Source organism: Streptomyces ruber (assembly GCF_014648075.1).
GTDB lineage: Bacteria > Actinomycetota > Actinomycetes > Streptomycetales > Streptomycetaceae > Streptomyces > Streptomyces ruber.
On sequence record NZ_BMQK01000008.1, the window covers coordinates 200,156 to 222,324 of the forward strand.

Genomic DNA, 22,169 nt, shown 5'->3' on the forward strand with positions numbered 1-22,169 from the left:
GAAGCGGTGGAGCGGTGACGTCCGCGCGGGTCTCCATCCTGCACCCAGAGCCTGTACAGCATTAGCTTTTGTTATCTTGTCGTTATCTCACGAGTGCTCATGCGTGAGGGCGCCACGCCCGGTTGCCGTACGGTGACGCCATGAGCACCAGGGCCAGAAGCGAGGAACGGCGTGCCGACATCGTCCGGGCCGCCCTGGAAGTGATCGCCGAGCGTGGCTACCGGGGCGCGAGCATGGCCGCGATCGCCGAGCGGGTCGGGCTCACCCAGCAGGGCCTGCTGCACTACTTCCCCACCAAGGACGCGCTGCTCGTCGCGGTGCTGAAGGAGCGGGACCAGTGGGACGCGGTGCCCGACAGCCCGTGGCGGCTCGATCTGCTGGCCGCGCTCGTCGAGTACAACGCCATGCGGCCGGGGATCGTACAGACGTTCTCCGCGCTGCTCGGCGAGAGCGTCACGGAGGACCATCCCGCGCGCGGGTTCTTCACCGAGCGGTACGAAAGGGTGCGCGCCAGCATGACGGGGGTGCTGCGCGACCGGTACGGGGAGCGGCTGCCTGGCGGGCTCACTCCGGAGCGGGCGGCCCCGCTGCTCGTGGCGGTGATGGACGGGCTCCAGTACCAGTGGCTGCTGGATCCGGAGGCGGTGGACATGCCGGGGGCGTTCTCGGACTTCGTGAAGCTGCTGGGCGGGGCGGCCGAGGCTCCCTGTGAACAGGAGGAAACAGCGGACTGATCTTCCTGGCGTACGCCCCTGCCGTCACGCGATACTGCCGCCGTCCCCCACGCCACGGCGACAGAAGGAGCCGAACTCCCTTGACCTCCCTGCGCACACGGATCGGCATAGCCGGCACGGCCCTGCTCACCGCGATCACAGCACCCACGACCGCCGTCGCGGCCCCGGTCGCGCCGCCCTCCTCCGCGGCCTCCCCCACCGTCGAGGAACAGCGTCTCGACCGGGCCGCGCCCCAGGAGATCCTGCGGCGCTCCGGGTTCGACTCGGTGGCGCCGGCGTTCGCCCGGGCGCTGTCGAAGGCCCGCTCGTACGCCCAGGCCGAGCGGATCGCCGAGCGCGAGGGCACGCGGCTGTGGGAGCGGGCCGTGGACCGGGCGCAGGGGCGCGGTCCGGCGCAGTACGAAGAGCGCGAAGCGCCTCCCCTGGAGGGTGGTGGTGGGCGACGGGCGGGCATCAGCCGTGACGACGACCGGCCGCTGTACTGGGCCCGGCTGGGGATGACGCGGGAGGTGCGCGGCTGGGAGCCGGCGAGGTTCCGGCTGACGGACGCCCAGCGGGAGCGGCTCCTGGAGGCCGTGGAGCGGACCTCGCGCGGGCAGGACTCCCTCGACTTCCCGCGGGCCGGGGACGGCGTGAAACGCGTTCTCGTCACCGGCTTCGACCCGTTCACCCTGGACCGGGACGCCCGCATCTCCAACCCGTCCGGCGCCACCGCGCTCGCCCTCGACGGCACGGTGATCCGGACCGCGGACGGCCCGGCGCGCATCGAGGCGGCCGTCTTCCCGGTGCGCTGGGACGACTTCGCCGCCGGGGAGGTGGAGCGGACGCTGCGGCCGGTGCTGCCGCAGGTGGACGTGTTCACGACGGTGAGCCAGGGCCGGGCGGGCCGCTTCGACATCGAGCGCACCAACGGCGCCTGGCGCGGCGGCTCCCCCGACAACGAGAACGTCTCCCGCGCGGAGACGGTCCCGGTGACCGACCCCGCGTCCCAGCCGCAGTGGACGTCCACGACCCTGCCGTACGCGGACATCGTGGCGGCGGAGACGGGCCGTTTCCCGGTGTACGACAACACGAGCGTCACCGAGATCCCGGCGGGCGGGACGCAGTCCGTCACGCGGCCGGAGGGACCGACCCCGGGTTCGACGGCGCGCTCCGGTGGCGGCGGCAACTACCTGTCCAACGAGATCGCCTACCGCGCGACGCTGCTGCGCGACCGTCTGGGACTCCACGACGAACTGCCGGGCGGCCACGTGCACACGCCGATCCTCGACTTCGGCGCGGACAACACGGACCCGGAGACCGGAACGGTCACCGATCCGGAGTTCGTACGGAACCGGCTGGACATCATCGACCAGGTGCGGGAGATCGTGCGGGTGGCCGCGGAGGCGGACGGGGCGTAGCGGACCGGGCCGCGGGTCAGGACGGCACGGGTCAGGGCGTCGCCGTCTCCGGTGACTGGTCGTCGTACCGTGTCCGGCCCGCGGCGTCCTCGTCGCCGTCCTCGTCACCGTCCTCCCGGATCTCCTCGCCGAGCAGGTCGCGGGCCAGCAGGGTGGCGCCCGCGACCGCGCCCGGCATCAGGAAGACGGCCACGAACGGGACCAGGAAGGCGAGGCCGAGCGGCGTACCGAAGCCCCAGACCAGCGTCTTGCGGGCGCGCAGTAGGGTCAGGCGCTCGCGGAGCTCGACGCCGCGGCGCTGGAGGGCTACGGCGGTGAGCTCCTCGGTGAGGAAGAAGCCGGTGACGAAGAAACCGATCACGGGGACGACCGTCTGCCCGGCGACCGGGATGAAGCCGAGCGCGAAGAGGAGTACGGCCCACACGAGGGCGCGGACGAGGATGCGGACGCTGTCGCGGGCCGAGATCCACAGGTCACGGGCGAGCGACAGGCCGGACTCCGGAGCGGTGCCGTCCGGGGAGACGTCGCGGTCGACCTTCTCCGAGAGACTCTCGTAGAAGGGGTCGCCGATGAGCAGCGTCACCGCCGTGAAGGTGAGGACGGCGAGCAGCAGGCCGAGGGCGAACAGGACGACGGTCAGGAATCCGCGGAAGAGGCCCTGCCAGGGACTGGACCAGTCGTCGGCGAACGGCGTCGCCCAGCCGACGAGGTCCGCGCCCCACAGCGCGAGGGCGACGAGGGCGGCCACGTACAGCACGAGCGTGATCAGGCCCGGGACCAGCCCGAAGCCGTACTGCTTCCCGTGCCGGGCGACCCATCGCTGGCCGCGGAGCAAGTACGTGAATCCCACCCGTAGATCGCGCATGCGTGCACTCTAGCCAAGGCGGGAACGTGTTCCGCCCGTCGCCCCGGACGGCCCCGTCCGTCACGCCGGCGCGACGGCCACCACCACGCCCGGTCCGGCCGCCGGCGACATCGCGGCTCGCACCCGTACCGCCGCCTCGCGGGCGAACCGGCCCGCCCGCGAGGCGGTCGTCAGCAGGAGCGGCTGGAGCTGCTCCAGACCGGCGACCAGGATCTCCTCCCCCGCGATCAGCACCGGACGGGCCGCCTTCGTGGTGGCGGCCGCCGCCTCGGTGAGGTCGGCCAGCGGGGGCAGGGCCGTACGGACCACTCCGGCGCCGGCGGCCGCCGCGCGCTCCGCGAGCGTCACCTGGAGCGGTATCAGCGGGGCCACCGTCGCGGTCAACGCGTCGGCGATGCGGCGCAGTTCGGGCGCCGAGTCGCGCAGGATGCCGGCGCTCGCCCGGATCAGCGGGGTCAGCACCAGCAGCGCGCCCGCGGCCAGCCCCGCCGCGGCCGGGATCAGCGGTGACGTCGCCTCCACCAGTTCGCCCAGGGCGTCCGCCGTCTCCTCCACCGCCGGTTCCACCGCGTCGAGGACCGGGAGCACGCTGTCGCCCAGCGCGGTGAGCAGGGCCTGGGCCGGTTCGCTGACGGGGTGGACGGCGAGGGGAGCGCCGCTGGTGCCGAGCCGGGTCAGGGTGTCGACGATGCGGGAGAAGGCCTCCTGCGCCTGCGGGGACGCACTGGCCTCGGCCAGGTCCGCCGTGGTCTGGCTCAGGACGCGCAGCACCTCGGCGCCCGAACCGGCGCGCGGGTCGAAGGTGTTGACCGCGATCCTCGTGATGTTCCCGGCCGTGTCGAGGAGCTGGCCGGTCATCTCGGTGGTGCTGCGTGCCATGCGCACCACGTCCTCCCTGCTGGGCAGGCCGGCCACACCAAGGATGCCTGGAATGCCGGAGATGCCGGGTAGGGGGAGCGGTATCGGGGACATGGGCCCTCCTCGCCTCGCGCGAAGCCTCACCTGTGCCGTCCCCAGCATGCCTTGTCGGCTCCGCCCGCCACGTCCCGTTCGAGGCTTTCGCGGTACCTGAGCCCTCTTGTTGCGAGGGAGTCGAACAGGCAGACCTCGCCGTACCGAGCATGTCAGCACCTCCCCCACCAGGAGACACGCGTGCCCCTGGCGAGACCTGGTTCCCTGCTCACCGTCGTGACCGTCGCCGCCACCGCCGGCCGGTTCGCCCGGTGAGCTGTTCGCGCTGCGGGAGACGGCCTTCGACGTCGTCCCGGTGTCGACGGACGTCCCGGACAAGGGCTTCGGCCGGTCCTCGGTGGACGTGCCGACGGTGCCCTCGGCTCGGCCACGACGGACCGGCCCCGGCCGCGCGCACCGCGCTGGAGGGCTTCCTGGACGGCCACGGGTTCGTCGGCGGCGGCTCCGCCGAAGCCGTGTTCAACGCGGCCGCCGGTCCGCTCGCGGTGAAGCCGGTCAAGGGTGACGCGTACGCCAGCAGTGTGGTGCGGGTGCGGAACCCGGGCGGGATCACGGGGGGAGGACCCGGGCGGGATCACGGGGGGGGAGGACCCGGGCGGGATCACGGCCGGGGCGCCCGGCCACAGCCTCGTCCACGCACCCCTGTGGTGCACCGAACTCGTCCCGGGGGTGCGCGTGGAACAGTCGTACGGGACCGGGAATCCGCTGGTCTCCGGGCACTGGCGGCCCCTGGACGACGGCACCGGCGGACCAGAGGCAGCCGCCGGGCAGGCGTTCGCCCAGGCCGGGCGGGCGTTGCTGACAGTGTGAGCGACAGTGTGAGGAGTACGGGATGACACGGGAGACACCGGGGAGCCCTGAGCCGGGCACCGGGGCGGTGACCGTCCACGGCACGGTGGCCGAGGGCTTCGAGACGGTGCGCGAGGAGTTCGCCGCCGTGGTCGCGGGGCAGCGGCCGGACCACGAGGGGCAGCTCTGCGCGTACGTGCACGGGCGGCGGGTCGTCGACCTGTGGGCGTCGCCCGCGGGCCCGGACGCCGGCGACGGCGACGACGGCGGCGACACGCTGTACGGGGTGTTCTCCTCGACCAAGGGGGCCGCCCACCTCGTGGTGGCCCTCCTGGTGCAGGACGGCGTCCTGGAGCTGGACCGCGAGGTCGCCCACTACTGGCCGGAGTTCGCGGCCGAGGGCAAGGGCGCGGTGACCCTGCGGCAGTTGCTGGCACACCGGGCGGGGCTGGTGGGCCTCGACGCCGGGTTCACGCGGGAGGAGCTGGCCGACGACCGGATCGTCGCCGAACGGCTCGCGGGGCAGCGCCCGTACTGGCGTCCCGACGCGGCCTTCGGCTACCACGCGCTGGTCATCGGCGCGCTGACCGGCGAGGTGGTGCGGCGGGCGACCGGCCGGACGCTCCAGGAGGTGTACGAGGAGCGGGTGCGCGCCCCGTACGGGCTGGGCTTCTTCCTGGGCCTGCCCGAGGAGCACGAGCCGCGCTTCCGCCCCGCGCAGCCGATGGCGCCGACGCCGGAGGAGCAGGCGGTCCTGGACGCCGCCCCGAAGGGCCCGCACACCCTCGCCTCGATCGCGTTCAACGCACACGTGCCGGACCCGCTGGGGCCGCTGGACCACGCCAACCTGCGCCCCATGCGTGCCGCGGGTCCCGCGTCGGCGGGCGGCGTGGCCTCCGCTCGCGGGCTGGCCGGGATGTACGCGGCGGCCGTGAGCGAGGTGGACGGGCAGCCGCCGCTGCTGAAGCCGGACACGGTCGCGGAGGTGGGGCAGATCCACTCGATCGGCTTCGACCTGGTGATGCGTGGTCACAAGGCGTACGGGCTCGGCTTCCAGGCCACGGCCGAGAACTGGTACCCGTTCCTCGGCGCCGGGGCGTTCGGGCACAGCGGGGCGGGTGGCACCCAGGCCTTCGCGGACCCGCGCAGCGGTCTCGCGTACGGGTACACCCGGCGCCGCACGGCCTTCCCGGGCGGCGCGGCACCGGAGAACGCGCGGCTGGTGCGGGCGGTGCACACGGCGGCGCTGACGTACTGACGTCCACCGCGTTCCGGTACCGGAACCGGCGACCGGTACCGGAACCGGCGACCGGAACCGGAACCGGAACCGGCGACCGGTGCCGGTACCGGAACGCGACCGCGACGACCGGTCAGAGCTTGACGATCATCTTGCCGGTGTTGTCACCGCGCAGCACCCCGAGGAACGCCTCCAGCGTGTTCTCGAGCCCTTCGACGACGGTCTCGCGGTACTTCAGCTCACCCGAGCGGACCCAGGAGCCGACCTCCTCGACGAACTGCGGCCGCAGGTCGTAGTGGTCACCGACGAGGAAGCCCTCGATGCGGCCGCGGGTGGCGATGAGGCGCATGAGGTTCCTCGGGCCGGGGGCCGGCTCCGTGTCGTTGTAGCCGGAGATCATTCCGCAGACCGCGATGCGGCCGCCCAGGTTGAGCCGGCCGACGGCGGCCTCCAGGTGGTCGCCGCCGACGTTGTCGAAGTAGACGTCGACGCCGTCGGGCGCGGCCTCCTTGAGCTGCTCACGGACGGGGCCCGCCTTGTAGTTGAAGGCCGCGTCGAAGCCGTACTCCTTCTTGAGCAGCTCGACCTTCTCGTCGGACCCGGCGGAGCCGATCACCCGGGAGGCGCCCTTCAGCTTCGCGATCTGGCCGACCTGGCTGCCGACGGCACCGGCGGCGCCGGAGACGAAGACGGCGTCGCCCTCCTTGAAGGAGGCGACGCGCAGCAGCCCGGCGTAGGCGGTGAGGCCGGTCATGCCGAGCACGCCGAGGTACGTCGACAGGGGCGCGGCGTCCGGGTCGACCTTGGCGGCCTTCCCGGCCTCGAGGGTGGCGTACTCGCGCCAGCCGTCGGAGTGGAGCAGGTGGTCGCCGGGCTCGACGCCCTCCGCGTTCGAGGCGACGACCTCGCCGACGGCGCCGCCCGTCATGGGCGCGTTCAGGTCGTAGGGGGCGGCGTACGACTTCGCGGCCGACATGCGTCCGCGCATGTACGGGTCGACGGAGAGGTACACGTTCCGCACCAGGACCTCGCCGGGGCCGGGCTGCCGGACCTCCGCCTCGACCAGGTCGAAGTCCTCGGGCTTCGGCCAGCCGACGGGCCGGCTGAGCAGGTGCCATTCACGGCCGGTGGTGGGGAGGGCGGGGGCGTCGGACATGTGGGGGACACCTTCCTGTCGTGTTGCTTCGGTCGTGTTGCTTCGGTCGTGTTGTTCAGATGCTTTGTTTCAGTACCTGAAACAACAATGCTCCTGGATATTTCAGCATGTCAAACATGTGGGTAGCCTGGTACCCATGGCCACACGGAAGAACGCCCCGATCGACCCACTCACCCTGGAGGTGGTGGGGCTCATCGGCACCGTCGTGGCCCGCTACCACGAGGAGTACGAGGAGGCCGCCGCCGGGCATTCGCTGACCGGCGCCCAGGCGCGGCTGCTGAGCCTGCTGTCCCTGGAGCCGCTGCCCATGCGGCGGCTGGCGCGGAAGCTGAAGTGCGAGCCGTCGAACGTCACCGGCATCGTGGACCGGCTGGAGGCACGAGGGCTGGCGGAGCGGCGGCCCGATCCGGGCGACCGCCGGGTGAAGCTGGCCGCGGCCACCGAGGAGGGCCGCCGGGTCGCGCGGGATCTGCGGGAGTCCCTGGACTTCGCGCGCGAGCCGCTGGCGGCGCTGTCGGAGGAGGAACGGCTGGGTCTGCGGGAGCTGCTCCTCAAGATGCTGGAGCATTGACATCCTCCCGGTCCCGGTCCCGGTTTCGAAGGACCGGGATTCCCGCCTGCTCCCGCACAAGCCGTGTGGTCCGCTTCGGGTGGGTTCCTGCTTCGCTGCGCGGTGCGGGCACAGGTGCCCGTCTCACCTGCGCCCCACAGGCCGGCACCGCCGGTTCGGCGGCCTTGGCGACATCGACCGCCGCGTTCACGTCCCGGTCGAGGACGGTTCCGCATGCCCCGCACGTCCGCACACGGACGTTCAGCGGCTCGGGGCCGTACATCGCGGGCTCGTGCGGTGGTGCGCCGCTCCAGGTGGTCAAGGACTACATCGCGCAACAGAAGCGCCCGGACTGAGCGCGGACCGCCGTGGGCGCGGGTGGACAGTGCGGACCCGTGCCCACGGCTGGGGTCGGAGCAGTCCAGAGATGCGATTCACCCCCCGCCCTGAAGGGGGGAAGCACTCTCGCAAGGTCAGAAGTAGGCGGCACGCCGGCCGCGGGACGCGTCAGTCGCACCACCACAGGAACCAGTCGCACGTCTCCGTGGGCGACGGGCTCGGGGGCGGCTCCTCGGCCGTGGGTCCGGGGCCGGGGGGCGTAGAAGTCCCGGGCGCCTCGGTGGCTCCCGGCGGCGAAGACGTATGGCCGGGACCGGAGCCGCCGGAGGGGGACTCCCCCTGCTGCTCCCCCTGTTCGCCGTGTTCTCCCTCTTCCGTCCGCCCGTCCTGCCGCCCGTCGCCGCCGGGCTCTTCGCTCCCCTCGCCCTCCTCGCCCTTCTTCGCCTCGCCTCCCCTGCCGTCCCCGTCGCTTCCCCCGTCCTCCGGGGACGTCGAGTCCGTCGGGGCGGCCGGGTCGCCGGAGGGGGCGGTGCGGTCCCCGTCCCCGCCGCCGAGCTCGCCCGTGGTGCCGCCCTGCCGGGACGGCGAGCCGTCGGCGGGCGAGGTGTCCGTCGGGCCGTCCGCGGCCGTCGGCGTGCCGGGGTGCGAGCCCGGCGCCTCGATGCCGAGTTCGGCGAGGCTCAGACCGCCCGCCGCCAGCAGCAGCCCCGCGCCGACGAACAGGACCCGGCGACGGCGCCGGCGGTGCGCGGCCGCTTTGCGATCGCGGCGTCCGGAACGGCCGCCGTCCTCGTCGCGGCCGTCCGTGCCGTCGTCGCCGCGCCCGCCACCGCGGCCCCGTCCGTTCCGGGCGGCCCGGCGGCGCGAGCGGTCCCCGGCGAGGGCACGCTCGCCCGCGGTGCCCGCGGCACCGGCGGTTTCTGCCTCCTCGGAGGGGGTGGAACGGTCGGCTCGGGCTCCGCACCCCGGGCAGGCGAGGGCGCCGTCGAGGTGCCTGCGGCACGGGTGGCAGTAGTCCATGACGCGGGAAGACTAGGTTCTTCACTTGCAAATCTCACACAGGCTGCTGTGAATGTTGTGTATGGAAGTACCCGTTCCGGTTTGGTCAGTTGACCCAGGCCGGGACCGCGCCCCTTGCCGAAACCGTTATGCGTTCGACCCATTGACACCCCCCTCACACCGTCCTTACTGTCACGCCAGCATTTCGAACGTGTGACGAAATCTCGAACACGGAACACAGAACACAGAACTCGACCAACGGCCATAGCAGCACCGACGAAGCAGCGAGGGACACTGCCGTGCGCATCACCGGAATCAGCACACACGTGGTCGGGACGCCCTGGCGCAACCTGACCTACGTCCAGGTGCACACCGACGAAGGGCTCACGGGGGTCGGCGAGACCCGGATGCTGGGACACACCGACGCTCTCCTCGGCTACCTGAAGGAGGCGGAGGCCAACCACATTCTCGGCTCGGACCCGTTCGCTGTCGAGGATCTCGTGCGCCGGATGAAGTACGGCGACTACGGGCGCGCGGGCGAGATCGTGATGTCCGGCATCGCGGTGATCGAGATGGCCTGCTGGGACATCAAGGGCAAGGCCCTCGGGGTGCCGGTCTGGCAGCTGCTCGGCGGCAAGGTCACCGACAAGGTCAAGGCGTACGCCAACGGGTGGTACACCACGGAGCGGACCCCGGAGGCGTACCACAAGGCCGCCCAGGGCGTGATGGAGCGCGGGTACCGGGCGCTGAAGATCGACCCCTTCGGTACCGGGCACTTCGAGCTCGACCACCAGGACACCCTGTACGCGGTCTCGCTGATCGAGGCCGTGCGGGACGCGATCGGGCCCGACGCCGAGCTGATGCTGGAGATGCACGGACGGTTCTCGCCGGCCACCGCCGTGCGGCTCGCGCACGAGCTGGCGCCCTTCAAGCCCGCCTGGCTGGAGGAGCCGGTGCCGCCGGAGAACCTCAAGGCGCTGGAGAAGGTCGCGGCGAAGGTCGACATGCCGGTGGCCACCGGTGAGCGCATCCACGACCGGATCGAGTTCCGCGAGCTGTTCGAGAGCCAGGCCGTGGACATCCTCCAGCCCGACGTCGGTCACATCGGCGGCATCTGGGAGACCCGGAAGCTGGCCGCGACCGCCGAGACGCACTACATGCTGGTGGCCCCGCACAACGTGGGCGGCCCCGTGCTGACCGCCGCCTCCCTCCAGGTCGGCTTCACCTCGCCCAACTTCAAGATCCTGGAGCACTTCAACGACTTCGCGGACGCGGAGATCAAGAAGGTGATCAAGGGCGCGCCGTACGTGGACCCGGAGGACGGCTGCTTCCACCTCTCCGACGCGCCGGGCCTCGGCGTCGAGCTGGACGTGGACGCGGCGGCCGAGTTCCCGCAGCAGCAGGCCCGGTTCGACCTGTGGGCCGAGGGCTGGGAGCAGCGCAGGCCGAAGGGGACCAAGTGACCGCCGCGGTCGTCGTCGAGGCGCCGGGCGAGCACCGGCTCGTCCCGCACGAGCCCCGGCTGCCGGAGGCCGGCGAGGCGCTGGTGCGCGTGCACGCCTCCGGGATCTGCGGCAGCGACCGCGAGGTCTACGAGGGCAACCGGCCCGAGGGCTATGTGCGGTACCCGCTCACACCGGGCCACGAGTGGTCCGGGACGGTGGAGGCGGTCGGGGCGGGAGTGCCTTCGACTCTCGTGGGCCGCAAGGTCGTCGGGGAGGGCTTCCGCAACTGCCAGGTGTGCGACCGCTGTCACGCGGGCGACACCACGCTGTGCACGGCCGGGTACGAGGAGACCGGGTTCACCCAGCCGGGCGCGATGGCCGCCACGCTCACGCTGCCCGCCCGTCTGCTGCACGTTCTGCCCGACGACGCCGATCTGACGGCCGCCGCCCTGCTGGAGCCGGCCGCCTGCATCGCGGCCGCCGCGCTCAAGGCGAACGCCCGGCCCGGTGAGCGGGTGGCCGTCGTGGGCACCGGGACGCTCGGGGTCTTCGCCGTTCAGTTCCTGAACGCGGGCAGCCCGGCCGAGCTGCTGGTGGTGGGCACCCGCCCGGACCGAGCGGAGCTCTGCCGGGGCTTCGGCGCCACGGACTTCCGCACCAAGGACCAGGAGCTGCCCGGCGACTTCGACGTGGTGATCGAGACCGCCGGGTCCGCGGACGCCGCCCGGGTCGCCGCCGGGCTGCTGCGGCGCGGCGGGCGGCTGGTGCTGACCGGCATCCCCGCGCCGGGCGCCGACGGACTCGACCCGACCGACCTCGTCGTACGGCAGCTCGAGGTGCACACCGTGTTCGGTGCGCCGCCCGAGGCGTGGGCGCACACGGTGCGGGTCTTCGGGGCGGGCCTCCTCGATCCGCTGCCGCTGGTCACCCATGAACTGCCCCTCGCGGAGTTCGCGCAGGCCATCGAGCTGGCGGGGAGCCGGGACCCGAAGGTGGGCAAGGTCCTGCTGCGGCCCTGAACCCACCGGGGACCGGTGCCGGGGAACACCCCGCGAGCCGTACGCCGGTACGGAGTCCCTGACGCTCCGTACCGGCGTACATCCAACGTCTCCACCCGCGCACAGCCCCCGCACAGCCCCAGAGCCGCGAACCTCGTCCGAAATCTCGAACCGCCGAACAACCGCCGAACCGAAGGACAGCTTGTGACCGACGCTTCCGCCACGTCGCCCCGTCGACCCGGCGAGCAGGCGCTCGCCGCGCTCGGCCTGGGCGCGCCCGCCCCGAACCCCGACGACGCCTCGCCGCACGCCTTCCCCGACGGCGGCCGCTGGCGCACCGAGATCCCCTCGTGCGAGGGTCCCGAGGCACTGGCCGTGGTCCTCAAGGAGGCCTCGCGGCTCGATGTGCCGATCCACCGGATCAGCCAGGGCAGCGGCGTCTGGATGCTGACCGACGCCGAGATCACCGAGATGGCCGAGGCCACCGCCGAACGCGGCATCGAGCTGTGCCTGTTCACCGGTCCGCGGGGCACCTGGGACATCGGCGGCTCCACCCGCACCGACTCGCGCGGCGCGGGCCTGCGCGCCCGTGGCCACGACGCGGTCGCCGGCTGCGTCGAGGACGCCGTCCGCGCCACGGAGCTGGGCGTCAAGTGCCTGCTCGTCGCCGACGAGGGCGTGCTGTGGACGCTGCACCGGGCGCGCACCGCCGGGATCATCCCCGCCGACACGACCCTGAAGGTGTCCGCGCTGATAGGCCCGGTCAACCCGGCCTCGTACGCGCTGTACGAGAACCTCGGCGCCGACTCGGTCAACGTGCCCAGCGACCTGACCCTGGACCACCTGACCGAGATCCGCCGGGTCTCCGGCGCCCCGATGGACATGTACATCGAGGCGCCCGACGATCTCGGCGGGTACGTGCGGATGTACGAGGTCGCCGAGCTGATCCGGCGCGGGGCGCCGATCTACCTGAAGTTCGGCCTGTCGAAGGCCCCCGGCATCTACCCGTACGGGCACCACATGCGGGAGCTGACCCTGTCCACCGCGCGGGAGCGGGTGCGGCGCGGGCGGCTCGCCCTGGACCTGCTCGCGCGGCACGGCGCGGACGGTGACATGGCCGCCCTGGGCTCCCGGCTGCCGGGTCCGCTCCGCCGTTTCGACGTCCCCGCATAACGGCTGTGTCTGCATAACGGACGCCACTGCATAACGTTCGAACAAAGTCGGCGCACGGAAGCAGACACAGCCGCGCACAATCCCACACACTTGCGTCGGCCCGTCGGCCCGACCGACATCCAACTCCCTTGTACTGCCCTCGCGTTGCACACCGGACCGATGACGGTCCACCACATCAAGGAAGATGATCATGCGCAATCGCAGTGCCGCTCTCGCCGCCATGGCCACCGCCGCCTCACTCGCCCTGACCCTCACCGCCTGCGGCCAGAACAGCGAGGGCGGCAGCGAGGAGAACAAGGGCGGGTCGGAGGGCGCAGTCGTCGGCGTCTCCATGCCGACCAAGTCCTCCGAGCGCTGGATCGCCGACGGCAAGTACGTCGTCGACAACCTGGAGGCCAAGGGCTTCGAGGCCAAGCTGGTCTACGGGGAGGACGACCCCGACCAGCAGGTCTCCCAGATCGAGAACATGATCACGCAGGGTGTGGACGCCCTGATCGTCGCGGCCATCGACAACAAGTCGCTGAACAACGTGCTCCAGCAGGCCAAGGACGCCGACATCCCGGTGATCTCCTACGACCGCCTGATCCTCGGCACGGAGAACGTCGACTACTACGCGTCGTTCGACAACGAGAAGGTCGGCGAGCTCCAGGGCAACTACATCGTGGAGAAGCTCGGGCTGAAGGACGGCAGCGAGAAGGGCCCCTTCAACATCGAGCTCTTCGCCGGCTCCAACGACGACAACAACACCCGCTACTTCTTCGGGGGCGCGATGAGCGTCCTCAAGCCGTACATCGACAAGAAGCAGCTCGTCGTCCGCTCCGGCCAGACCGAGCTGACCCAGGTCACCACCCTGCGCTGGGACGGCGGCACCGCCCAGAAGCGCATGGACGACATCCTGACCTCGTCCTACAAGAGCGAGCGGGTCGACGCGGTGCTCTCGCCGTACGACGGCATCTCCATCGGCATCCTGTCCGCCCTGAAGTCGGACAACTACGGCTCCGCGGACAAGCCGCTGCCGGTCGTCACCGGCCAGGACGCCGAGCTCGCCTCGGTGAAGTCGATCATCGCCGACCAGCAGTCGATGACCGTCTACAAGGACACCCGCGAGCTCGCCAAGGTCGCCACGAACATGGTCCAGGCCTCGCTCGACGGCAAGGAGCCCGAGCTCAACGACAAGGAGACGTACGACAACGGCTCCAAGGTCGTGCCCGCCTACCTGCTCGAGCCGGTGAGCGTCGACAAGGAGAACTACAAGGAGGCCGTCGTCGACTCCGGTTACCTCAAGGAGAGCGACCTCAAGTAACCGACGGCACCACACGGATTGGAAGGCACGACCATGGCGGGACCCGTCCTGGAAATGCGCTCGATCGTCAAGACCTTCCCCGGCGTCAAGGCGCTGTCGGACGTCACGCTGACCGTCCAGCAGGGCGAGGTCCACGCCATCTGCGGGGAGAACGGCGCCGGCAAGTCGACCCTGATGAAGGTCCTCTCGGGCGTCCACCCGCACGGCACCTACGAGGGGGACATCCTCTTCGAGGGGGACGTGTGCGCGTTCAAGGACATCAGGGCCAGTGAGCAGCAAGGCATCGTCATCATCCACCAGGAACTGGCCCTGGTGCCCTACCTCTCCATCGCGGAGAACATCTTCCTCGGCAACGAGCACGCCACGCGCGGCTTCATCAACTGGAACGACACCCTGCGGCACGCCGCCGAACTGCTGCGCCGGGTGGGTCTCGACGAGCACCCCGAGACCCGCGTCGCCGACATCGGCGTGGGCAAGCAGCAGCTCGTCGAGATCGCGAAGGCGCTGTCGAAGAAGGTGAAGCTGCTCATCCTCGACGAGCCGACGGCGGCGCTGAACGACGAGGACAGCGGCAAGCTCCTGGACCTCATCCTCGACCTGAAGACCCAGGGCATCACCTCGATCATCATCTCCCACAAGCTCAACGAGATCCGCCGGGTCGCCGACTCGGTGACGATCATCCGCGACGGACGCTCCATCGAGACGCTCGACGTGTCGTCCGAGGAGACCACCGAGGACCGGATCATCAGCGGGATGGTCGGCCGGGACCTGGAGAACCGTTTCCCCGAGCGCACCCCGCACCAGCCGGAGGAGGGCGTCGCGCCCGCCCTGGAGATCCGCAACTGGACCGTGCACCACCCGATCGACCAGCAGCGCAAGGTGGTCGACGACGTGTCGATCCAGGTGCGGCGCGGGGAGATCGTCGGCATCGCGGGGCTGATGGGCGCCGGTCGCACCGAACTCGCGATGAGCGTCTTCGGGCGCACCTACGGCCGGCACACGGGCGGCACCGTCCTCAAGGACGGCAAGGAGATCCGTACGAGGACCGTGCCCGAGGCGGTCGCGCACGGCATCGCGTACGTCACCGAGGACCGCAAGCACTACGGCCTCAACCTCATCGACAACATCAACCGCAACATCTCGCTCAGCGCCCTCGACAAGGTCGCCAAGCGCGGTGTGGTGGACGAGCACGACGAGCGGCAGGTCTCCGAGGGCTACCGCAGGTCCATGAACATCAAGGCACCGACCGTCTTCGAGCCGGTGGGCAAGCTGTCCGGCGGCAACCAGCAGAAGGTCGTCCTCAGCAAGTGGATCTTCGCGGGTCCGGACGTGCTGATCCTGGACGAGCCGACGCGCGGCATCGACGTCGGCGCCAAGTACGAGATCTACACGGTCATCGACCGGCTGGCGGCCGAGGGCAAGGCGGTCGTCTTCATATCGTCCGAGCTGCCGGAGCTGCTCGGCATGTGCGACCGCATCTACACCATGGCCGCGGGACGGCTGACCGGTGAGTTCTCGCGGTCCGAGGCCTCACAGGAATCGCTGATGCGTCAGATGACGAAGGACAAAGAGGTAACCCGATGAGCACGGACGTGACCGCCAAGGCGCCGGCGCCGACGCCGCCCGGCAAGGGCGGGTCGGGCGCGGGCGGCGGCCTGCTGCAGCTGGTCCTCGACGGCATGCGCCGCAACATGCGGCAGTACGGCATGCTGATCGCCCTCGGGCTGATCGTGGTGCTGTTCGCCGTGTGGACCGAGGGCGACCTGCTGCTGCCGCGCAACGTCTCCAACCTGGTGCTGCAGAACAGCTACATCCTGATCCTGGCCATCGGCATGATGCTCGTCATCATCGCGGGCCACATCGACCTGTCCGTCGGCTCGCTGACGGCGTTCGTCGGGTCGATAGCCGCCGTGTTCATGGTGAACAACGACATCGCGTGGCCCCTGGCCGTGGTGCTCTGCCTGGCCATCGGCGCGGCCGCGGGCGCGGCGCAGGGATTCTTCATCGCCTACCTCGGCATACCCTCCTTCATCGTGACCCTGGCGGGCATGCTGGTCTTCCGCGGCGCGACGGAGATCTTCCTGGAGGGCCAGACCCTCGGCCCGTTCCCCGAGGGCCTGCAGAAGGTGGCCAACGGCTTCCTGCCCGAGGTCGGTCCGGAGACCAACTACCACAACCTGACCCTGCTGCTCGGCCTCGCGCTCATCGCGTTCGTCGTGCTCCAGGAGGTCCGTGACCGCAAGCGGCAGAAGGAGTTCGCCCTCGAAGTGCCGCCGGCGAACCTGTTCGTGCTCAAGCTGGTCGCCCTCTCCGCCGCCGTGCTCGTCGTCACGCTGCTGCTGGCCAGCTACAAGGGCGCCCCGATCGTCCTGCTGATCCTCGGCGCGCTGGTCGTCGGCTTCGGCTACGTGATGCGCAACGCGGTCATCGGCCGCCACATCTACGCCATCGGCGGCAACCTGCCCGCGGCCAAGCTGTCGGGTGTGAAGGACAAGAAGGTCACCTTCCTGGTCTTCCTGAACATGGGCATGCTCGCGGCCCTGGCGGGTCTGGTCTTCGCCGCCCGCTTCAACGCGGCCTCGCCCAAGGCCGGCCTCAACTTCGAGCTGGAGGCCATCGCCGCCTCCTTCATCGGCGGCGCGTCGATGAGCGGCGGCGTCGGCACCGTGCTCGGCGCCATCATCGGCGGTCTGGTCCTGGGCGTGCTGAACAACGGCATGAACCTCGTCGGCATCGGCACCGACTACCAGCAGGTCATCAAGGGACTGGTGCTGCTGGCGGCGGTCGGGTTCGACGTGTGGAACAAGCGCAGGGTCGGTTCGTAGGCAGCACGGGGCCCCGCCGGAAGGCGGGGCCCCTCTCATTTACGGGAGCCGCAATGGACTTGAGCAGACGTACAGTCATGGCGGGAGCGGCGGCAGCGGGTGTCGCCGTCGCCGCGACGAGCGGGACCGCGCACGCCACAGGAGGCAGGAAACCGGTGAAGGAAGTCTTCGGCACCCTCGCGGACGGCACGAAAGTGCACCGCTGGTCCTTGGAGAACGGCGGGACGCGGCTGAAGGTCCTGTCGTACGGCGGGGCCGTGCAGTCCCTGGAGACACCGGACCGCCGGGGCCGGTACGCGAACGTCTCCCTGGGCTTCGACAACCTCGAGGACTACGTGGCGAAGAGCCCGTACTTCGGCGCGCTGATCGGCCGCTACGGCAACCGCATCGACCAGGGCCGCTTCACCCTGGACGGCACCACGTACCAGCTCTCCGTCAACGACGGCGAGAACACCCTGCACGGCGGCGACCGGGGCTTCGACAAGCGGGTGTGGGACGTCGAGCCGTTCACCAAGGGCTCCGACACCGGCCTGCACCTGTACTGGACGAGCGCAGACGGCGAAATGGGCTTCCCCGGCACGCTCAGGGTGAAGGTGACATACACCCTCACCCGCGGCGGCGACTGGCGCGTCGACTACGAGGCCACCACCGACAAGGCCACCGTCGTCAACCTCACCAACCACACGTACTGGAACCTCGCGGGCGAGGGCAGCGGCACGGTCGAGGACCACGAACTGGAGATCGCCGCCTCCCGCTACACCCCCGTGAACGCCGGCCTCATCCCCACCGGTGAGCTGGCCCGGGTCGCGGGCACCCCGTTCGACTTCCGCCGCGCCAAGACCATCGGCGAGGACATCCGCGAGGCGCATCAGCAGATCCTGTACGGGCAGGGCTTCGACCACAACTTCGTCCTCGACAAGGGCATCACCTCCCGCCCCGAGCACTTCGCGACGGTGCGCGACCCCCGGTCCGGCCGTACGCTGCGCATCGCCACCACCGAGCCCGGCGTGCAGTTCTACTCCGGCAACTTCCAGGACGGCACCCTCGTCGGCACCGGCGGCCGCGCCTACCGCCAGGGCGACGCCCTCTGCCTGGAGACCCAGCACTTCCCCGACTCGCCGAACCAGCCGTCGTTCCCGTCCACGGTGCTGCGGCCGGGGGAGACGTACCGGTCGACGACGGTGCACTCGTTCAGTTCGTGAGCTCCTGAACCGCACCGCGGCAGCGTGAGACGAGGCCCGGGGGTTGCCGCTACACCTGCATACGGGCACGCCGATCGACCCGGTACCAACGGCACCGGGGACCTGATCAAGGCTTCCGTGACCGGGCCACCCGCGATGCCGTCCAGGCTGCGGGTGGTCCGGTCTTCGCTTGTCGGGGTCAGTCTCGCGAGTAGCACCGACTGAGACTCAGCGGAGGATCTTGCTCACCTCGTAGATGGTGGGTCGGTCCTCCGGGGCGTGGCTGAGCATGGCGTCGATCAGAGCTCCCAGTTCGCCAGGCACCTTCACGGGCCGTCGCCGACCCTCCGCTACTGCCTTCCTCTGCACCGAGCGAGAAGCGTCGTCCGGATACTCGACCGGCCGCCAGCCAGTAGCCGAGATGAGCAGGGAGGCACCGAGCGCGTAGACATCGGCCGCCTGCGTCGGTTCAGCCTCACCGATCGCAAGCACGCTGCGCGCGACCTCCGGTGCCTCGTAGTGAACAAGGCACCCGCGGAACGGGAAGTCGTACCTCTCGCGTACGTGTCCACCACGAGCAAGGGCAAGATCGATGAGATGCGTCCGCTCCGGCCCGATGATGAAGTGGGCAGGCTGCACATCACCGTGCACCCAGCCCTTCGAGTGCAGTTCGGACAGCGCGTCAGCGCACTCCACCGCCACGGACATCTGTGGCTCGGCAGGCAGGTCAGGCTTACGGCATGGCGCCCACAGCTTGTACAGATCCGGGCCTTCGCGCCACGGCTGGAAGTTCCACGTCCCGCCTTCCCACTCGCCATACCCGACATCAGTGACGCCCAGCTGATCCAGTACGGACCCCTCCCTCGCAGGCGCCAGCGCAGTCCAGGGCTGGGCAGGCCAGTCCGCCGTGGCCTCGATCGCGTACCCGAGCTTCACGGCGTAGTGACCCCGCTCGCTCTCCACCTCCCAGACCGTGGAGCCCCGACGGTCAATGACCAGATGCCGTGCCGTCGGCATGAGCGCGTTGAGTACCACGGTGGGCAGCTCAGAGGGTGCTCCGGGCAACTTCTCTCCTCCTTCCGGGCAAACGGGGCCGACCCCGGGAAGAGACCGGCCGCGTCGCTGTCGTCGGGTACTACTGCTGACCGTACGGTCGTCCGCAGTCCGCGTCGCACTGCGCAAGGTTGGCGCCGTCCACGGTCCACAGGTCATCGAAGACCATGAACCCGGCCGCCTTCACGGCACGCGCCGAGCTCGCGACCATCTGCGGATCACGGCCTCCCCCACCCGGCTTCGGATTGTGATGGAGGAAGCGGCCCGCGTACTGCGCGCACAGCTCGCCGTACTCCTTCGTGTGGAGGATGAGCGCATGGAGCCCGAGGTCGACGTCGTCCGACGGGACCATGGGGGTGGTGGCCGTGGCCGCGGTGACCAGGAAGGCCACCGCCTGGTCCGCGATCCGCTCGGCTCGCTCGGGCGACTGCCCGTTGTGGACGACCACGAAGTGGGCGAGGCTGTCGAACAGCTCCTCACCAGCCACCGCGCGACCGGTCCGCTGATCGTTTGCCGTTGCCGTCATGTGCAATCTCCTGGTGTGAGGTGTTGCGTGGCACGTACTTCCCGCGCTGATCGCCGCGCTCGGCTGGCAGACGATCAAAAGCGAGCTTGAAGGCCGGCCCCGGACGGGGAGCCGGGGGAGCCCGGAATTCGGCACCCGTCCGGGGCGGCCGGTCTACTGGTTGATGGCGAGGGACATGCCGACCACCAGGCCGCACGATCCGCTGATGCAGATGATGAACAGGATCCCGGCGTATCGGCCGACGGCACGCATTACAGCCCGCCCCGGTTGCTGCCGCTCTTGGAAGTCTGGCGTGCGTTCGCCGCCTCTTGGGCGCTGAGCGCCACCACGTTGTCCGGCATGGCCTCCCACTCCACGCCCCCGCGGATCGGCCTCATCTGTACACGGCCGCCGACCTTGCCCATGACGACGCCGATGCGTCCGCTGGCGCGGTCTTCCGCCGGTTCACCGATGCCTGGCCTGGTCTGCTGGTTGCTCGCCATGCACACGAGCATCGCGATCCGGCAACCGTCGCCGAAAGGCCAGGCGGGATACCCAACTTGGGTAACATCACCGCACGTACAGACCAGCGACGTTGTGTAGCCATCGCAGGTGGGAGCTCGCCCGATGCCTGACGCCGACCGGCCGCAGGAACTGCCTGCCAGGCTGCTCACCGATCCCGAGATGATCTACGCCTGTCGGGTACGGGACTTCGCCAGAGTCTTCCGGCTGGTCAAGGTCAGGGCGGGTATCTACCCGTCAATGATCGCCAGGCGATGCGAGCTGACCCCGAGCCGAGTCGGTGAAGTGATCGCGGGACGGCGGCAGCTGCTGCACATGGACGTCATTGAGCGCATCTCGGACGGCTTACGTATCCCGGGCCACATGCTCGGGCTCGCCCGACGGTCTTGGGAGACACCGCAGGCTCTCGCAGTGGCCGAGCGCCAAATCCAGGAACGCCCGAAACTCGAGCCGGACAGGCAGGCACCCGCTTCCCTGCCGGGCCCGGACGTGGACAGCATCCTGGAGCTTGCCACCCGAACCAGCCTCAGCGCGGCCACACTGGCAGCGTTCCGGTCGTCCATCGAGGACTACTGGAGGCGAGACAACCAACACGGTGGCGAGGCGTTGAGGCCGGCCGTCGTCGGTCAGCTCCGATACGTGGTCGGTCTACTGAAGGAGAGCCGACCACCGTCCATCCAGAACGGTCTGTACGGCATCGCCGCCGAGCTCGCACGCCTTACCGGCTGGACCTACTTCGACGCCCGTCAGTACAGCCAGGCTCGTGCGTACTTCACTGAGGCGCTCCAACTGGCCAAGGAGATCGACGACCGCCAGTTCATGGCCAACGTCCTGGCGTGCATGAGCCTGCAGGCCACCTACCAGGACAAGCCCGCAGACTCTCTGGCACTCGTGACCGCGGCCCAGGACCAGGCCCGCTCAGCCCTCGGGAACACCCCACGGGTCCTGTCCATGCTCTCCATGCGTGAAGCCTTCGCGCACGCCACGCTCGGAGACCGGGACTCGACTCATCGGGCGATCGGGGAGGCGCACCGCCACTTCGAGGAGATCCGGGCGAGCGACCCGGACCCGTCATGGGTGACCTACTTCGACGAGCCGAAGCTGATCGTCGACACGGGCATTGCCCATGGCCGCTTGGGCGAAGCGGCGACCGCCGAGCCTTTGATCGCAGACGCCTTGCGGCGGGAGGACCGCACCAACCAGCGGGGCCGCGCGTTCCACTCGTTCTGGCTGGCTCGTACGCAACTGGAACAGGGCAAGCTCGATCAGGCGTGCCGGACCGCCACTCAGGCTGTGGAGTCCGCGTCGACGGTCGCCTCTGAGAGGGTCACAGGTCATCTCAGGGAGTTCTACGATCAGCTGACCCCCCACCGGCAGGAGCCCGTAGCCCTGGCCTTCGAGGCGAGGCTACGGGAGCTCCTCCCACCGATCAGCGGATCGCTTCATCCATGAGCAGGTACAGCAGGCCCACGAGGGAACCGCTGCTCACGATTTCTCGGCGGTCGATCATGCCCCGGATCTCGGAGAGGGGAATCCACTCGATGCGATCGGACTCGTTCTTCTCCGTGGGTGGCCCGGCGTAAGTCGCGCCGTCGATGCGGAAGACGTGGTGCTGCGAGTCGGTGATGCCGTTGGCCGGCTCCGCGTAGATCAGGGGCTTGACGGGGCCGGAGCGGTAGCCGGTCTCTTCCAGAACCTCCCGGGCCACCGCCTCCTCCGGGGTCTCGCCCTCCTCGACCAGGCCCATGGGCAACTCCCAGGCCCACGAGTCGGTGATGAAGCGGTGCCGCCACATCATCAGGACCTCTTGCCGGTCGTTGACCACGGCGGCCACGGCCAGGTGCCGGAGGCGAACGACGTGGTACTCCCACCTGCGCCCATCAGGCTGCTGAACGTCGACCAGACACAGATTCACCCACTTGTTGGTGTAGACCTGTCGCTCACCGTGGGTCTTCCACTGCATACCTGCGGCCCCTCTCGATCGGTCTCCAGGGTCTCAGACCTGCACGGGCTGAGGTACAGGTTCGACGCTTGTTCATGTCACATTGACGAAATGGCCCACGGCTGCCGAAGACATGCCCATGTCTTGCTTCCACGCGTTAGCGGAGTGGCCGAGCTAGGGG

The 22,169-nt window shown here is 70.2% G+C and carries 21 protein-coding genes; 13 read left to right on the forward strand and 8 right to left on the reverse strand.

Features of this window, described 5'->3' with window-relative positions; translation table 11 throughout:
- Window positions 1–122 precede the first annotated feature (122 nt).
- Together IEZ04_RS19385 and IEZ04_RS19390 are read left to right on the forward strand one after the other, a co-directional pair.
- Window positions 123–734 (forward strand): TetR/AcrR family transcriptional regulator, encoded by a 612-nt coding sequence (locus IEZ04_RS19385; protein ID WP_189218154.1) that lies wholly within the window; start codon window positions 123–125, stop codon window positions 732–734.
- 80 nt (window positions 735–814) lie between these two features.
- Window positions 815–2,134 carry a PA0049 C-terminal domain-containing protein gene (locus tag IEZ04_RS19390; RefSeq protein ID WP_189218155.1) on the forward strand — a complete coding sequence of 440 codons (1,320 nt, stop codon included), beginning with the start codon at window positions 815–817 and terminating at the stop codon, window positions 2,132–2,134.
- A 31-nt stretch (window positions 2,135–2,165) separates the two neighbouring features.
- Here IEZ04_RS19390 and IEZ04_RS19395 read toward each other — a convergent pair whose 3' ends face one another.
- Entirely contained in the window at window positions 2,166–2,999 is an 834-nt protein-coding gene (locus IEZ04_RS19395) for an EI24 domain-containing protein (protein WP_189218156.1), read from the reverse strand.
- 60 nt (window positions 3,000–3,059) lie between these two features.
- Complete coding sequence (locus IEZ04_RS19400; RefSeq protein ID WP_189218236.1) at window positions 3,060–3,878, reverse strand: hypothetical protein; 819 nt, start codon at window positions 3,876–3,878, stop codon at window positions 3,060–3,062.
- A gap of 768 nt (window positions 3,879–4,646) precedes the next feature.
- On the opposite strand from IEZ04_RS19400, the gene IEZ04_RS35620 reads away from it, so the two are divergent.
- Window positions 4,647–4,781 (forward strand): hypothetical protein, encoded by a 135-nt coding sequence (locus IEZ04_RS35620; RefSeq protein ID WP_268245677.1) that lies wholly within the window; start codon window positions 4,647–4,649, stop codon window positions 4,779–4,781.
- A gap of 22 nt (window positions 4,782–4,803) precedes the next feature.
- Window positions 4,804–6,018, forward strand: a complete 1,215-nt coding sequence (locus tag IEZ04_RS19405; protein ID WP_189218157.1) for a serine hydrolase domain-containing protein — start codon at window positions 4,804–4,806, stop codon at window positions 6,016–6,018.
- Between the two features lie 112 nt (window positions 6,019–6,130).
- Here IEZ04_RS19405 and IEZ04_RS19410 read toward each other — a convergent pair whose 3' ends face one another.
- Complete coding sequence (locus tag IEZ04_RS19410) at window positions 6,131–7,153, reverse strand: NADP-dependent oxidoreductase (protein WP_189218158.1); 1,023 nt, start codon at window positions 7,151–7,153, stop codon at window positions 6,131–6,133.
- A gap of 136 nt (window positions 7,154–7,289) precedes the next feature.
- On the opposite strand from IEZ04_RS19410, the gene IEZ04_RS19415 reads away from it, so the two are divergent.
- Window positions 7,290–7,724 carry a MarR family winged helix-turn-helix transcriptional regulator gene (locus IEZ04_RS19415; protein WP_189218159.1) on the forward strand — a complete coding sequence of 145 codons (435 nt, stop codon included), beginning with the start codon at window positions 7,290–7,292 and terminating at the stop codon, window positions 7,722–7,724.
- A gap of 486 nt (window positions 7,725–8,210) precedes the next feature.
- Here IEZ04_RS19415 and IEZ04_RS19420 read toward each other — a convergent pair whose 3' ends face one another.
- Window positions 8,211–9,062: an SCO2400 family protein gene (locus IEZ04_RS19420; protein ID WP_189218160.1), complete on the reverse strand. Its 852-nt coding sequence runs from the start codon at window positions 9,060–9,062 to the stop codon at window positions 8,211–8,213.
- Between the two features lie 278 nt (window positions 9,063–9,340).
- On the opposite strand from IEZ04_RS19420, the gene IEZ04_RS19425 reads away from it, so the two are divergent.
- The 7 genes from IEZ04_RS19425 (at window position 9,341) to IEZ04_RS19455 (ending at window position 17,987) form a co-directional block, all read left to right on the forward strand.
- The gene (locus tag IEZ04_RS19425) at window positions 9,341–10,504 is read left to right on the forward strand and encodes a mandelate racemase/muconate lactonizing enzyme family protein (RefSeq protein ID WP_189218161.1); all 1,164 of its coding nucleotides are present in this window, start codon (window positions 9,341–9,343) and stop codon (window positions 10,502–10,504) included.
- Window positions 10,501–11,505: a zinc-dependent alcohol dehydrogenase gene (locus IEZ04_RS19430; protein ID WP_189218162.1), complete on the forward strand. Its 1,005-nt coding sequence runs from the start codon at window positions 10,501–10,503 to the stop codon at window positions 11,503–11,505. Before IEZ04_RS19425 ends, IEZ04_RS19430 begins: the two co-directional genes overlap by 4 nt.
- A gap of 183 nt (window positions 11,506–11,688) precedes the next feature.
- A complete protein-coding gene (locus IEZ04_RS19435; protein ID WP_189218163.1) occupies window positions 11,689–12,657 on the forward strand; it encodes a hypothetical protein in 969 nt (322 codons plus the stop codon).
- A gap of 190 nt (window positions 12,658–12,847) precedes the next feature.
- Window positions 12,848–13,960, forward strand: coding sequence for a multiple monosaccharide ABC transporter substrate-binding protein (chvE, locus tag IEZ04_RS19440; RefSeq protein ID WP_189218164.1), 1,113 nt, complete (start codon window positions 12,848–12,850; stop codon window positions 13,958–13,960).
- 33 nt (window positions 13,961–13,993) lie between these two features.
- Window positions 13,994–15,544, forward strand: a complete 1,551-nt coding sequence (gene mmsA / locus IEZ04_RS19445; protein ID WP_189218165.1) for a multiple monosaccharide ABC transporter ATP-binding protein — start codon at window positions 13,994–13,996, stop codon at window positions 15,542–15,544.
- Window positions 15,541–16,785, forward strand: coding sequence for a multiple monosaccharide ABC transporter permease (gene mmsB / locus IEZ04_RS19450; RefSeq protein WP_189218166.1), 1,245 nt, complete (start codon window positions 15,541–15,543; stop codon window positions 16,783–16,785). The genes mmsA and mmsB overlap by 4 nt, the downstream gene beginning before the upstream one ends.
- Before the next feature lie 53 nt (window positions 16,786–16,838).
- Entirely contained in the window at window positions 16,839–17,987 is a 1,149-nt protein-coding gene (locus IEZ04_RS19455; RefSeq protein WP_189218167.1) for an aldose epimerase family protein, read from the forward strand.
- A 207-nt stretch (window positions 17,988–18,194) separates the two neighbouring features.
- On the opposite strand, the gene IEZ04_RS19460 is transcribed toward IEZ04_RS19455, so the two are convergent.
- The 3 genes from IEZ04_RS19460 to IEZ04_RS19470 all read right to left on the reverse strand — a co-directional run bounded on the left by IEZ04_RS19460 (window position 18,195) and on the right by IEZ04_RS19470 (window position 20,027).
- The gene (locus tag IEZ04_RS19460) at window positions 18,195–18,983 is read right to left on the reverse strand and encodes a protein kinase domain-containing protein (RefSeq protein WP_189218237.1); all 789 of its coding nucleotides are present in this window, start codon (window positions 18,981–18,983) and stop codon (window positions 18,195–18,197) included.
- 118 nt (window positions 18,984–19,101) lie between these two features.
- Window positions 19,102–19,545, reverse strand: coding sequence for a glycine-rich domain-containing protein (locus tag IEZ04_RS19465; protein ID WP_189218168.1), 444 nt, complete (start codon window positions 19,543–19,545; stop codon window positions 19,102–19,104).
- Between the two features lie 251 nt (window positions 19,546–19,796).
- A complete protein-coding gene (locus tag IEZ04_RS19470) occupies window positions 19,797–20,027 on the reverse strand; it encodes a hypothetical protein (RefSeq protein ID WP_373296334.1) in 231 nt (76 codons plus the stop codon).
- A 124-nt stretch (window positions 20,028–20,151) separates the two neighbouring features.
- Here IEZ04_RS19470 and IEZ04_RS19475 point away from each other — a divergent pair, with 124 nt between their 5' ends.
- Window positions 20,152–21,498, forward strand: coding sequence for an NsdA family TPR-like regulatory protein (locus IEZ04_RS19475; protein WP_189218170.1), 1,347 nt, complete (start codon window positions 20,152–20,154; stop codon window positions 21,496–21,498).
- Here IEZ04_RS19475 and IEZ04_RS19480 read toward each other — a convergent pair.
- Complete coding sequence (locus tag IEZ04_RS19480; RefSeq protein ID WP_189218171.1) at window positions 21,476–22,009, reverse strand: NUDIX hydrolase; 534 nt, start codon at window positions 22,007–22,009, stop codon at window positions 21,476–21,478. The genes IEZ04_RS19475 and IEZ04_RS19480 overlap by 23 nt on opposite strands.
- Between the last annotated feature and the right edge of the window lie 160 nt (window positions 22,010–22,169).